We start from the raw sequence: 13,012 nt of genomic DNA, 5'->3' as shown, positions 1-13,012 counted from the left end.
GGACAACGCATTGCCCCTGGGGATCGTGCGGTGCCGTGAGGTGCCCGTGCGACCCCGTGAAGGAGCCGTGCGAGGTCCTGGCCGGGAGCGGGATCGTGCCTCCATACACGAAGACACAGGTCTAAACCAATTCCCGGCAGACACTTGTCACCTGGCCCTTGGCCTGATGAGCTATGCCCCGGGACACAACGGACACCCTGGGACTGGGAGAAGTCGTGAGCAACGAAAGCCTGGCCAACCTGCTTCGGGAAGAGCGGAAATTCGCGCCGCCTGCCGAGCTGGCCGCTGACGCCAACGTCACCGCAGAGGCGTACGAGCAGGCCGAGGCGGACCGGCTGGGCTTCTGGGCCGAGCAGGCCCGTCGCCTGACCTGGGCCACGGAGCCGACCGAGACGCTCGACTGGAGCAACCCGCCCTTCGCGAAGTGGTTCGCGGACGGCAAGCTCAACGTCGCGTACAACTGCGTGGACCGCCACGTCGAGGCGGGCAACGGCGACCGGGTCGCCATCCACTTCGAGGGTGAGCCCGGCGACAGCCGCGCCATCACCTACGCGGAACTGAAGGACGAGGTCTCCCGCGCCGCCAACGCCCTCACCGAACTCGGTGTCGGTACGGGCGACCGGGTCGCCGTGTATCTGCCGATGATCCCCGAGGCCGCCATCGCGATGCTGGCCTGCGCCCGCATCGGCGCCGCGCACTCGGTGGTCTTCGGCGGCTTCTCGGCCGACGCCATCGCCGCCCGCATCCGGGACGCGGACGCCAAGGTCGTCATCACCGCCGACGGCGGATACCGCCGCGGCAAGCCCTCCGCGCTCAAGCCCGCGGTCGACGACGCCGTCTCCCGTATCGAGAGCGTCGAGCACGTCCTCGTGGTCCGCCGCACCGGTCAGGACACCGCGTGGACCGAGGGCCGCGACATCTGGTGGCACGAGATCACCGCCCGCCAGTCCGCCGAGCACACCCCCGAGGCATTCGAGGCCGAGCAGCCGCTCTTCATCCTCTACACCTCGGGCACCACGGGTAAGCCGAAGGGCATCCTGCACACCTCGGGCGGCTACCTGACCCAGGCGGCGTACACCCACCACGCGGTCTTCGACCTCAAGCCGGAGTCCGACGTCTACTGGTGCACCGCCGACATCGGCTGGGTGACCGGACACTCGTACATCGTCTACGGTCCGCTGGCCAACGGCGCCACCCAGGTCATGTACGAGGGCACGCCCGACTCTCCCCACCAGGGGCGTTTCTGGGAGATCGTGCAGAAGTACGGCGTCACGATCCTCTACACCGCGCCGACCGCGATCCGTACGTTCATGAAGTGGGGGGACGACATCCCCGCCAAGTTCGACCTGACCTCGCTGCGCGTCCTCGGTTCGGTAGGTGAGCCGATCAACCCCGAGGCATGGATGTGGTACCGCAAGCACATCGGCGCCGACAAGTGCCCGATCGTGGACACCTGGTGGCAGACCGAGACCGGCGCGATGATGATTTCGCCGCTGCCGGGTGTGACGGAGACCAAGCCGGGAAGCGCCCAGCGCGCGCTGCCGGGCATCTCCGCCACGGTCGTCGACGACGAGGCGCGGGAAGTTCCGGACGGCGGGGGCGGCTACCTCGTCCTCACCGAGCCGTGGCCCTCCATGCTCCGCACCATCTGGGGCGACGACCAGCGCTACCTCGACACGTACTGGTCGCGCTTCGAGGGCAAGTACTTCGCGGGCGACGGGGCGAAGAAGGACGAGGACGGCGACATCTGGCTCCTCGGCCGGGTGGACGACGTGATGCTCGTGTCCGGGCACAACATCTCGACCACCGAGGTCGAGTCGGCCCTCGTGTCGCACCCGTCGGTCGCCGAGGCCGCCGTGGTCGGCGCGGCCGACGAGACGACGGGCCAGGCGATCGTCGCGTTCGTGATCCTGCGAGGTTCGGCGACCGCCTCCGACGAACTGGTCGCGGAGCTGCGCAACCACGTCGGCACCACACTCGGACCGATCGCCAAGCCCAAGCGGGTCCTGCCGGTCGCCGAGCTGCCCAAGACCCGCTCGGGCAAGATCATGCGCCGTCTGCTGCGCGATGTCGCCGAGAACCGCGAACTGGGTGACGTCACCACGCTCACCGACTCCTCGGTCATGGACCTGATCCAGACGCAGCTGCCGGCCTCCTCCGAGGACTGACAGCCCGCCACCACGTACCTGGGCCGTTGACGCGTCGACGGCCAGGACGTACCGAGAAGCATCTGTACGTACGACCCCGATGGGCATCCGGCGACGCGCCGGGTGCCCATCGGGCATTTAGGGTGAAAACCACTGGATACGGTTTCCGGCCTCCCAGGTACAGTGGTCGCTGCGTCAACAACGCAATAAGAAATTTCCAAAGGGTGTGCCGGGAAGTCTGGTCGGCAAGTGCATCAGCCATGCCATCGCTGCCGTACCGACCCGGAGGTCCCCACTCGTGGCCGCGCCTGCCCCCGCACCCCCGTCCCCCCGCCGCACCCTGCTCGGCCGTCTTCCGCTGCCCGAGCGGAACTATGTCGCGGAAGCGCTGCGTACCGAGACGGTCGGCGGAGTCATCCTGCTGGTCGCCGCCGTCGCGGCCCTCGTCTGGGCGAACACCTTCCAGTCCAGCTACGAGACGATCAGCGACTTCCACTTCGGTCCCGAGGCGCTGGGCCTGAACCTCTCCGTGGCGCACTGGGCGGCCGACGGGCTGCTCGCCGTCTTCTTCTTCGTCGCGGGCGTCGAACTCAAGCGTGAGCTGGTCGCGGGCGAACTCCGGGACCCCAAGGCGGCCGCCCTCCCGGTCGTCGCGGCGCTGTGCGGCATGGCCGTGCCCGCGCTGGTCTACTTCCTGACCACGTCCCTCGGCGGCGGATCGACGGACGGCTGGGCCGTCCCCACGGCCACGGACATCGCGTTCGCGCTCGCCGTGCTCGCGGTCATCGGGACCTCGCTGCCCTCCGCCCTGCGCGCGTTCCTGCTGACCCTCGCCGTCGTCGACGACCTCTTCGCGATCCTGATCATCGCGGTCTTCTTCACGGACAGCATCGACTTCATGGCGCTCGGCGGAGCCTTCGCCGGACTGGCCGTCTTCTATGTACTGATCCGCAAGGGGATCCGGGGCTGGTACATCTACATACCGCTGGCCCTGGTCATCTGGGGCCTGATGTACAACAGCGGCGTCCACGCCACCATCGCCGGTGTCGCCATGGGCCTGATGATGCGCTGCACCAGGCGCGAGGGCGAGAAGCACTCCCCCGGTGAGCACATCGAGCATCTGGTCCGCCCGCTGTCGGCCGGGCTCGCCGTGCCGCTGTTCGCGCTCTTCTCGGCCGGTGTCTCCCTCAAGGGCGACGCGCTCGCCGGTGTCTTCACCCGGCCCGAGACCCTCGGTGTCGTCCTCGGACTGGTCCTCGGCAAGACCGTGGGCATCTTCGGCGGCACCTGGCTCGCGACCCGTTTCACCAAGGCGGAGCTGAACAAGGACCTGGCCTGGGCGGATGTCTTCGCGGTCGCCTCGCTCGCCGGAATCGGCTTCACCGTTTCGCTGCTCATCGGCGAGCTCGCCTTCGAGGGCGATACGGAAATGGTCAACGAGATCAAGGCGGCCGTACTGATCGGCTCCCTGATAGCGGCCGTAATCTCCGGTGTACTGCTCAAACTCCGGGTACGCACATACCGGGCCCTGTACGAGGCGGAGGAACTCGACGAGGACCAGTCCGGCGTACCCGACATCTACGAACAGGACGACCCGGAGTATCACCTGCGGATGGCCGTGATCCATGAGAGGAAGGCGGCCGAGCACCGCCGTCTGGCCGAACTGGCGGGGGCAGCGCGCAACAAGCCGGACAGTCCGGCATGATCTGACATCGGATGTGTTGAAGAGGAGAGGGAGTCAGGGATGAGCGACCCCGGCAACTACGCGGGCAGCGCGGACCGCAGTCTCGGACAGCTGGTCGCCTCGGCGACGGCCGAGATGTCCGCGCTGGTGCACGATGAGATCGCCCTGGCCAAGGCCGAGGTACGACAGGACGTCAAGCGCGGCGTCATCGGCAGCGTGGCCTTCATCGTCGCGGGCGTGCTGATTCTGTTCGCGCTGCCCGTACTGAGCTTCGCGGCCGCGTACGGGATCCATAATCTGGGGCTCGGACTCGCCTGGTCGTTCCTGATCGTGGGCGGCGCGTTCATTCTGCTGGCGGTGCTGCTGGCGCTGATCGCGATCGCCAAGTTCAAGAAGGTCAAGCCGCCGGAGAAGTCGATCGCCTCGGCCAAGCAGACCGCCGCCGTGCTCCAGGCCGTCAAGCCGCACCCCCGGCCCTCGGTGGAGGCCGACGCGATCCTGCGGCGCTCGGGCAGCACCCTGGCGGACAAGGCCGTCGAGAACCGCCCGGGTATGGACAAGGCCGACGCTGTGGCACGCTCGTCCACATGACGGTCCCCGATTCCAGCCCATTCGGTCCGGCAGGCTCGTCGAGTCCGTCCGGTACCGGTAGTCCTGTACGTCTCGACGGCCCCTGGACCCACCGCGACGTGGCGGCCAACGGTGCGCGCTTCCACATCGCGGAGATGGGGGACGGGCCGTTGGTGCTGCTGCTGCACGGCTTCCCGCAGTTCTGGTGGACATGGCGCCACCAGCTGACCGCACTCGCCGACGCGGGTTTCCGTGCCGTGGCCATGGACCTTCGCGGGGTGGGCGGCAGCGACCGCACGCCCCGGGGCTACGACCCCGCCAACCTGGCGCTCGACGTCACCGGCGTGATCCGCTCGCTCGGTGAACCCGACGCCGCACTGGTCGGCCACGACATGGGCGGCTATCTCGCGTGGACGGCCGCGGTGATGCGGCCGAAGCTGGTCCGGCGGCTCGTGGTGTCCTCGATGCCGCATCCGCGCCGCTGGCGCTCCGCGATGCTCTCCGATTTCTCGCAGTCCCGGTCGGGCTCGTATATCTGGGGTTTCCAGCGGCCGTGGCTGCCGGAACGCCAGCTCGTCGCGGACGACGCCGCCCTGGTGGGCCGTCTGATCCGGGACTGGTCGGGGCCGCGGACCGCGGACTTCCCCGACGAGGAGGCCGTGAACGTCTACCGGCGTGCCATGTGCATCCCGTCGACGGCGCACTGCGCGATCGAGCCGTACCGCTGGATGGTGCGGTCCATGGCGCGACCGGACGGTATCCAGTTCAACCGGCGGATGAAGCGGCCGGTACGCGTACCGACGCTGCACCTGCACGGGTCACTCGATCCTGCGGTCAGGACACGGAGTTCCGCGGGGTCCGGCGAGTACGTCGAGGCGCCCTACCGTTGGCGACTTTTCGACGGTCTCGGGCACTTCCCCCACGAAGAGGATCCGGTCGGCTTCTCGACCGAACTCATCAACTGGCTCAAGGATCCCGAGCCCGACCGGTAGCACCGGGGCGCAGCCGTCCGGCGAGCAGCCACTTGCCTGCCGCATAGGCCAATTGGCTGACTCCCACACGATTACCGACCTTGGGTCACGGGCAGACGTCGGGGTATGGGCTGGACGCACGACTTCACTGACGAAGCACGCAACCGCCGCTCCACCGCGACAGCCGGTGTGGGCACTCACGAGGGGGGCGGCCCCCAGGGCCGGCTGCACGATGCGCATGACATGCACCATCCCCGGACCCATCACCGGCTCGGGATTCCGCGCATTCTCCGCCGTCGGGCCCGCTGGGTCTCGGCGCGGCTGCGTCACCCGCGCAACTGATCGCGGAGATGGCTCAACAGCACTCTGACAACGGGCCGCCCGCTCCGACTCACTGACCGCACCACGAGGTCCGGTCGGTCAAGGGGCGGCGGCTCCGGCCGTCAGAGGGCGACAGGTCCGGCAGTCGGCGGCGAAGGCTCCGGCGGGCAAGCCGGCCGGTCGGCAGCCGGGACTCAGAGCGCGCAGCCCTGGCTGTCGACCTGCTGGTTGGCGGTACGGCCGCGCGCGATGTCCGGGCGGATCTCGTCCGCCGTCAGCGCGTAGCCGGTGTCCGGGTCATCGAGCGATTTGGCGAACACCACTCCGTACACCTTTCCGTCCGGAGTGAGCAGCGGCCCGCCGGAGTTGCCCTGGCGCACGGTCGCGTACAGCGAGTACACATCACGGCGCACGGTGCCCCGGTGGTAGATGTCCGGACCGTCGGCGTCGATGCGACCACGTACGCGGGCGGAGCGCACGTCATAGGCACCGTTCTCCGGGAAGCCCGCGACGATGGCGCTGTCGCCCGACTCCGCGTCGTCGTCGGTGCCGGTGAACTTGAGCGGCTCGGCCCGGAGGTCCGGGACGTCCAGTACGGCGATGTCGCGCTGCCAGTCGTAGAGGACGACCTTCGCGTCGTACAGCCGTCCCTCGCCGCCGATCTGGACGGTCGGCTCGTCGACGCCGCCGACCACGTGGGCGTTGGTCATCACGCGGCGCTCGGAGAAGACGAATCCGGTGCCTTCGAGGGCCTTGCCGCAGCTCGGGGCCATGCCCATGACCTTGACGATGGACTTCTTCGCGCGGGCGGCGACGGGGCTGCCGGCCAGGGCCGGGTCCGGGGCCTTGACGTCGGTGATCGGCTCATTGGCGAAGGGGCTGAAGACCTGCGGGAAGCCCTTCTGCGCGAGGACCGAGGTGAAGTCCGTGAACCAGGTGGACGCCTGTCGGGGCATCACCCGGGAGACGCCGAGCAGGACCGAGGAGCTGCGGACCTCCTTGCCCAGCGTCGGCAGCGACGTACCGGCGAGCGCGGAACCGATCAGCCAGGAGACCAGCAGCATCGCCACCACGTTGACGAGTGAGCCCCCGGTGGCGTCCAGGGCGCGCGCGGGCGACCAGGTGATGTACCGGCGGAGTCTGTTGCCCAGGTGGGTGGTGAATGCCTGGCCGACCGAGGCACACACGATCACGATGACGACCGCGACGATGGCGGCCGTGGAGGAGACCTCGGACCCGTCGGTCGCCCGGTCCCAGATGAGCGGCAGGAGGTAGACGGCGACGAGTCCGCCGCCCAGAAAGCCGATCACCGAAAGGATGCCGACGACGAAACCCTGGCGGTAGCCGATGACCGCGAACCACACGGCGCCGACCAACAGCAGGATGTCCAGCACGTTCACCGTCTATAGCCTCGCAGATTCGTCACCTGGCCCGTCCGTACGACGGGGTCCGGGCCGGGCCCGGAACAGCGCAGCAGGTGGGGTCAGCCTGTCATGCACGCCAGTCGAGCGGCACCTGCTTGGCCCGGTCCCACGGGCGTTCCCACCCGGCGTAGTGCAGAATCCGGTCGATCACTCCGGCCGTGAAACCCCATACCAGGGCGGATTCGACCATAAATGCCGGTCCTTGGTGGCCGCTCGGATGAACTGCCGTCGCCCGGTTGGCCGGGTCCGTGAGATCCGCCACGGGAACCGTGAAGACCCGGGCGGTCTCGGCCGGGTCGACCACCCCGACCGGGCTGGGCTCCCGCCACCATCCGAGGACGGGGGTCACGACGAAGCCGCTGACCGGGATGTACAGCCGGGGCAGCACGCCGAAGAGCTGGACGCCCCGCGGATCCAGCCCGGTCTCTTCCTCGGCCTCCCGCAACGCGGCCCTGAGCGGCCCGGTCGTCGCCTGGTCGCCGTCCTCGGGGTCCAGGGCGCCGCCGGGGAAGGACGGCTGTCCGGCATGGGAACGCAGGGATCCGGAACGCTCCATCAGGAGCAGCTCGGGACCGCGCACCCCGTCACCGAAGAGGATCAGGACGGCGGACTGCCGTCCCGCGCCGCTCTCGGGTGGCAGAAAACGGCTGAGCTGCTGGGGGCGCACGGTGCGCGCCGCACCGGCGACGGGGTCGAGCCAGCCGGGCAGACCGTCGCTGGTGACGGCCATCGCGCTGTCGGTCATCGTGCTGACGGCAGACCTCGTGCGCGGTCCGTGCGCCGCGTTCGGTCCGTTCCCTGTGCCCGGTCCGTTCCCTGTGCTTGGTGCGTTCGCTGTGCGCGGCGCGGTCCGGGTGTCCGGTGCGGGCGACGCACCCTGCGTGTGTGTCGTGCTCTGTGCGTGCGTCATAGGCACCCCCGTCGCTTTACAACGCCTGTCGTCGGCCATTTCGTTCCGAGCCATTCCGTGGGGAGGGTGCTTTCCTCATGTGGCGCTGCCCGTCGTACGGCGCCGTCTCCCCCGCGGGCCCGTCTTCCGTGCCGCACTGTCACTCATTCGGCCCCCAGGACGGGCGCGGGCTTGCCCGGGTAGTCCGCGGGCGGGCTGAGCCGCTGGCCCGGATAGCCGCCCATCTCGTACTTCAGGAGCTTCCTGGCCTTCTCCGGGTCCGTCTCGCCCTCACCGTACGAGGGGCAGAGCGGGGCGATCGGACAGGCGCCGCAGGCGGGTTTGCGGGAGTGACAGATCCGGCGGCCGTGAAACACCACCCGGTGCGAGAGCATCGTCCACTCGCTCTTCGGGAAGATCGCGGCGACATCGGCCTCGACCTTCACCGGGTCCTCCTCTTCGGTCCACTTCCAGCGGCGGACCAGTCGGCCGAAGTGGGTGTCGACGGTGATGCCGGGGACGCCGAACGCGTTGCCCAGCACCACGTTGGCGGTCTTGCGGCCGACACCCGGCAGCGTGACGAGGTCCTCCAGGCGGCCGGGGACCTCACCGCCGAAGTTGTCCCTGAGAGCCGTGGACAGGCCGAGCAGCGACTTCGTCTTGGCCCGGAAGAAGCCGGTCGGCCGGATGATCTCCTCCATCTCCTCCGGGACGGCCGCGGCCATGTCCTCGGGAGTGGGGTAGGCGGCGAACAGCGCGGGAGTGGTCTGGTTGACCCTCAGATCGGTCGTCTGAGCGGACAGCACCGTGGCGACGAGAAGCTCGAAAGGGTTACGGAAGTCCAGCTCGGGGTGGGCGTACGGATAGACCTCGGCGAGCTCGCGGTTGATCCGACGGGCCCGGCGGACCATCGCAAGGTGCGATTCCGGTTTCGGAGACGTGGAGGTCTTGGCGGTCTTCGGCTTGGCCGGCTTCGATGTGGCTGACTTCGATGGGGCCGACTTCGGCGCGGTCGCGTTCGGTGTGGTCGCCTTGGCTGTGGTCGAGTTCGGTGCGGTCGTCTTCACTTCGGGCCTCCCGGCCGGCTTCCGGGCCAACGCTCCAGCGGGGCCTTTTGCGGCATTTTTCGAGCGCCGAGCGAGTTGTTCGCCCACAGCGGAATTGCGGCTTTCCGGCACCCCATCAGCCCCCTTGGCCTGCGCTCTCACCGGCATTCTGGACACCCGGCCAGCCTAGAGCCCGCCACTGACATCCGCCCCGGTCGCCGCGTATCCACGCCCGATCGGCCCCCTGCCGTAGGGTCCGGCACGCCCGTGCGTCAAACTGGTTTGTGATTGATCGCACTGTTTTACCGTCCGGCATGATGGGGACCACGGTTCCCTGAACAGGCCGACAAGGAGAGAACTCGTGGACGACGTTCTGCGGCGCGCCCCGCTTTTCGCGGCGCTCGATGATGAGCAGGCCGCGGAGCTCCGCGCCTCGATGAGTGAGGTGACCCTCGCGCGCGGCGACGCGCTCTTCCACGAGGGCGACCCGGGGGACCGCCTGTACGTGGTCACCGAGGGCAAGGTGAAGCTCCACCGCACCTCCCCCGACGGGCGCGAGAACATGCTGGCCGTCCTCGGCCCCGGCGAGCTGATCGGTGAGCTGTCGCTCTTCGACCCGGGCCCGCGTACCGCGACCGCGACGGCGCTGACCGAGGTCAAGCTCCTCGGCCTCGGCCACGGCGACCTCCAGCCCTGGCTGAACGCCCGCCCCGAGGTGGCCACCGCGCTGCTGCGCGCCGTTGCCCGGCGCCTGCGCAAGACGAACGACCAGATGTCCGACCTGGTCTTCTCCGACGTTCCGGGCCGCGTCGCACGGGCGCTCCTGGACCTGTCGCGCCGCTTCGGCGTCCAGTCGGAAGAGGGCATCCACGTCGTCCACGACCTGACCCAGGAAGAGCTGGCCCAGCTGGTCGGCGCCTCCCGGGAGACGGTCAACAAGGCGCTCGCGGACTTCGCCGGACGCGGTTGGCTGCGGCTGGAAGCCCGTGCGGTGATCCTGCTGGACGTGGAGCGGCTGGCGAAGCGGTCGCGCTGATACGTGTGGCGGTCGCGCTGATACCTGCGGCTGCCGGGCTGACACGTGCGCCGTGTCGCGTGCCGATGCGTCGCGCGCGTATGCGTTGCGTGCAGATGTGTTGCGAGTGAGGAAGGGTCCCGCCGGACGGTGGGACCCTTCCTCACGCGCGCTGCCGGGAACTGCGGCACAGCCCTCAGATCAGGCCGTGCTCGGTGAGGTATTCCAGCTGGGCCCGTACCGAAAGCTCCGCGGCCGGCCACAGGGAGCGGTCCACATCGGCGTACACCTGCGCCACCACCTCCGTCGGCGAGCGGTGCCCCGCCTCCACCGCCGTCTCCACCTGGGCCAGGCGATGCGCGCGGTGGGCCAGGTAGAACTCGACGGCCCCCTGCGCGTCCTCCAGCACCGGTCCGTGGCCCGGCAGCACCGTGTGCACCCCGTCGTCGACCGTCAGCGAGCGCAGCCGCCGCAGCGTGTCCAGGTAGTCGCCGAGCCGCCCGTCCGGGTGCGCGACGACGGTCGTGCCGCGGCCGAGAATCGTGTCTCCCGTCAGCACGGCCCGGTCGGCGGGCAGATGGAACGAGAGCGAGTCCGCGGTGTGCCCGGGGGTCGGCACCACCCGCAGTTCCAGCCCTCCGGTGGTGATCACGTCACCGGCCGCCAGCCCCTCGTCGCCCAGCCGCAGCGCCGCGTCCAGGGCCCGCACCTTCGTACGCGTCAGCTCGGCGAAGCGTGCCGCGCCCCCCGCGTGGTCGGGGTGCCCGTGGGTGAGAAGGGTGAGGGCGATGCGTCGCCCGGCCCGCTCGGCCGTGTCGATGACGGCCCGCAGGTGTACATCGTCGAGCGGTCCGGGGTCGATGACGACGGCGAGATCGGAGTCCGGCTCGGCGACGATCCAGGTGTTGGTGCCGTCCAGCGTCATCGCCGAAGCGTTGGGGGCGAGGACGTTGACCGTACGGGCGGTGGCGGGACCGGAGAGCACACCGCCGCGCGGCTGTCCCGGCAGTGCGGCTGCGTCGCTCACGCGGCACCGCCTCCCGCGCCCGGGATGTGTTTGGTGAACTCGTCATGACCGGGCCAGCTCAGCACCAACTCGTCGCCCTCCAGCCGGGCCTGTGCGAGTACGGGAGTCAGGTCCTGGGAATCCGCCGCCTCCAGGGCCTCGGCGGCCGTCCCGTACGGCCTCAGCGTCCGCAACGTCGACACGGTGGGCGGCATCATCAGGAGCTCGCCCCGGTCGTAGCCGTCGGCCGCCTCCCCGGGGGCGATCCACACCGTACGGTCGGCCTCGGTGGAGGCGTTGCGGGTGCGCTGCCCGTCCGGGAGCGCCGCGACGAAGAACCAGGTGTCGTACCGCCGCGGTTCGAAGGCCGGGGTGATCCAGCGCGCCCAGGCGCCCAGCAGATCGGAGCGCAGCACCAGACCGCGCCGGTCCAGGAACTCGGCGAACGACAGCTCGCGGGCCACCAGCGCCTCGCGGTCGGCCTCCCAGTCGGCTCCGGTGACATCCCCGACGACCGTGTCGACGGCCGGCCCGGCGAGCAGGACGCCCGCCTCCTCGTACGTCTCGCGAACCGCCGCGCAGACGATGGCCTGCGCCTCGGTGACCGTGTCGACGCCGAGCCGGGCGGCCCAGCTCTCCAGGGACGGTCCTGCCCAGCCGATGAGGCGGTCGTCGTCGCGCGGGTCCACGCCGCCCCCCGGGTAGGCGTACGCGCCTCCGGCGAATGCCATGGACGCACGGCGGCGCAGCATGTGCACCACCGGACCGCTTCCGGCGTCCGCGCCCGCCCGGTCACGCAGCAGCATCACGGTGGCGGCCCGCCGGGGTGTCACGGCCGTCAGCTCTCCGGCGGCGAGTGCCCGGATCCGGTCGGGCCATTCCGGTGGGTACCACTGACCATTGGACATGGCCGGAGGCTATCCGGAAGCGCGCCGATGTTCGAGAGGCCGCCGGGAAGATCGTCGGAGGACCCGCCGTCGCCCGGGGCGGCCCGTGACCCGTGCCCGTTTCACCCGTGACCGCCGGGGAAGACAACGAAGCGCGTCCGCCGTTTCACCCGCGACCACCAGGGAAAACGCCGAAGCACGTCCGCCGTTTCACCCACCACCACCAGGGAAGACACCGGGGCACATCCGCCCCGGAGCCGAATACCACCGCGTGGAGGCAGCGGAACGAGGCCCAAAAGAAGATCCCGCCCGGTCGCATCGACCGGACGGGATCATGATGTCTTCGCGCACCGCGCGGTGACGTCTCAGGCGTCGACCAGCTCGACCTGGACCTCGACCTCCACCGGTGCGTCCAGCGGCAGCACCGCGACGCCCACGGCGCTGCGTGCGTGCACGCCCTTGTCGCCGAGCACGGCGCCCAGCAGCTCGCTCGCACCGTTGATCACGGCGGGCTGTCCGGTGAAGTCGGAGGCCGAGGCGACGAAGCCCACGACCTTCACGACGCGCGCGATCCGGTCCAGGTCGCCCGCTACCGACTTCACGGCGGCCAGCGCGTTGAGCGCGCAGATCTTCGCGAGTTCCTTCGCCTCGTCGGGCGTCACCTCGGCGCCGACCTTGCCGGTGACGGCGAGCTTGCCGTCCACCATCGGCAGCTGGCCCGAGGTGTACACGTACACGCCCGACCGCACGGCCGGCTGGTACGAGGCCAGCGGCGGCACGACGCCCGGCAGGGTCAGGCCGAGTTCGGCGAGCTTCGCCTCGACGGCGCCCGCCACTACGCCTTCTCCCGCTTCAGGTAGGCCACGAGCTGCTCGGGGTTGTTCGGGCCGGGGACGACCTGGACGAGCTCCCAGCCGTCCTCGCCCCAGGTGTCCAGAATCTGCTTGGTCGCGTGCACGAGAAGGGGCACGGTCGCGTATTCCCACTTGGTCATGGGCCGACTGTAATGCCTGGCACGTGCGGTCCCGTGCGTAGCCCGGGGCCGGACTGGT

General features: G+C 69.8%; 13 protein-coding genes. 6 read left to right on the top strand and 7 right to left on the bottom strand.

Going from position 1 to position 13,012, the window contains the following annotated elements:
• The first annotated feature begins 173 nt into the window (after positions 1–173).
• The 5 genes from acs (at position 174) to A6A29_RS46340 (ending at position 5,714) form a co-directional block, all read left to right on the top strand.
• Positions 174–2,168: an acetate--CoA ligase gene (acs, locus tag A6A29_RS09395; protein ID WP_073719535.1), complete on the top strand. Its 1,995-nt coding sequence runs from the start codon at positions 174–176 to the stop codon at positions 2,166–2,168.
• A 277-nt stretch (positions 2,169–2,445) separates the two neighbouring features.
• Positions 2,446–3,852, top strand: a complete 1,407-nt coding sequence (nhaA, locus tag A6A29_RS09390) for a Na+/H+ antiporter NhaA (protein ID WP_073719534.1) — start codon at positions 2,446–2,448, stop codon at positions 3,850–3,852.
• A gap of 39 nt (positions 3,853–3,891) precedes the next feature.
• Entirely contained in the window at positions 3,892–4,422 is a 531-nt protein-coding gene (locus A6A29_RS09385; RefSeq protein ID WP_073719533.1) for a phage holin family protein, read from the top strand.
• On the top strand, positions 4,419–5,393 hold the full coding sequence (locus A6A29_RS09380) for an alpha/beta fold hydrolase (protein WP_073719532.1): 975 nt from the start codon (positions 4,419–4,421) through the stop codon (positions 5,391–5,393). The genes A6A29_RS09385 and A6A29_RS09380 overlap by 4 nt, the downstream gene beginning before the upstream one ends.
• A gap of 105 nt (positions 5,394–5,498) precedes the next feature.
• Positions 5,499–5,714, top strand: a complete 216-nt coding sequence (locus A6A29_RS46340) for a hypothetical protein (protein WP_073719531.1) — start codon at positions 5,499–5,501, stop codon at positions 5,712–5,714.
• Positions 5,715–5,887: 173 nt separating this feature from the next.
• Here A6A29_RS46340 and A6A29_RS09370 read toward each other — a convergent pair whose 3' ends face one another.
• From A6A29_RS09370 to nth, 3 genes are all read right to left on the bottom strand, one after another.
• The gene (locus tag A6A29_RS09370) at positions 5,888–7,093 is read right to left on the bottom strand and encodes a MarP family serine protease (RefSeq protein ID WP_073719530.1); all 1,206 of its coding nucleotides are present in this window, start codon (positions 7,091–7,093) and stop codon (positions 5,888–5,890) included.
• Positions 7,094–7,184: 91 nt separating this feature from the next.
• A complete protein-coding gene (locus tag A6A29_RS09365; RefSeq protein WP_198953030.1) occupies positions 7,185–7,862 on the bottom strand; it encodes an NUDIX hydrolase in 678 nt (225 codons plus the stop codon).
• Positions 7,863–8,170: 308 nt separating this feature from the next.
• Entirely contained in the window at positions 8,171–9,220 is a 1,050-nt protein-coding gene (nth, locus tag A6A29_RS09360; RefSeq protein ID WP_385732755.1) for an endonuclease III, read from the bottom strand.
• Between the two features lie 193 nt (positions 9,221–9,413).
• Here nth and A6A29_RS09355 point away from each other — a divergent pair, with 193 nt between their 5' ends.
• The gene (locus tag A6A29_RS09355) at positions 9,414–10,088 is read left to right on the top strand and encodes a Crp/Fnr family transcriptional regulator (protein ID WP_014046869.1); all 675 of its coding nucleotides are present in this window, start codon (positions 9,414–9,416) and stop codon (positions 10,086–10,088) included.
• Between the two features lie 175 nt (positions 10,089–10,263).
• On the opposite strand, the gene A6A29_RS09350 is transcribed toward A6A29_RS09355, so the two are convergent.
• The 4 genes from A6A29_RS09350 to A6A29_RS43830 all read right to left on the bottom strand — a co-directional run bounded on the left by A6A29_RS09350 (position 10,264) and on the right by A6A29_RS43830 (position 12,954).
• Positions 10,264–11,094, bottom strand: coding sequence for an MBL fold metallo-hydrolase (locus tag A6A29_RS09350; RefSeq protein ID WP_073719527.1), 831 nt, complete (start codon positions 11,092–11,094; stop codon positions 10,264–10,266).
• On the bottom strand, positions 11,091–11,981 hold the full coding sequence (locus tag A6A29_RS09345; RefSeq protein ID WP_073719526.1) for an NUDIX hydrolase: 891 nt from the start codon (positions 11,979–11,981) through the stop codon (positions 11,091–11,093). Before A6A29_RS09345 ends, A6A29_RS09350 begins: the two co-directional genes overlap by 4 nt.
• Positions 11,982–12,325: 344 nt before the next feature.
• On the bottom strand, positions 12,326–12,796 hold the full coding sequence (locus A6A29_RS09340; protein WP_073719525.1) for a RidA family protein: 471 nt from the start codon (positions 12,794–12,796) through the stop codon (positions 12,326–12,328).
• The gene (locus A6A29_RS43830; RefSeq protein WP_003967454.1) at positions 12,796–12,954 is read right to left on the bottom strand and encodes a DUF4177 domain-containing protein; all 159 of its coding nucleotides are present in this window, start codon (positions 12,952–12,954) and stop codon (positions 12,796–12,798) included. Before A6A29_RS43830 ends, A6A29_RS09340 begins: the two co-directional genes overlap by 1 nt.
• Between the last annotated feature and the right edge of the window lie 58 nt (positions 12,955–13,012).

This window comes from Streptomyces sp. TSRI0281, from assembly GCF_001905125.1.
Taxonomy (GTDB): domain Bacteria; phylum Actinomycetota; class Actinomycetes; order Streptomycetales; family Streptomycetaceae; genus Streptomyces.
Note: the sequence above shows the minus strand (reverse complement) of the source record. Positions and strands in the feature narration are given on the sequence as shown.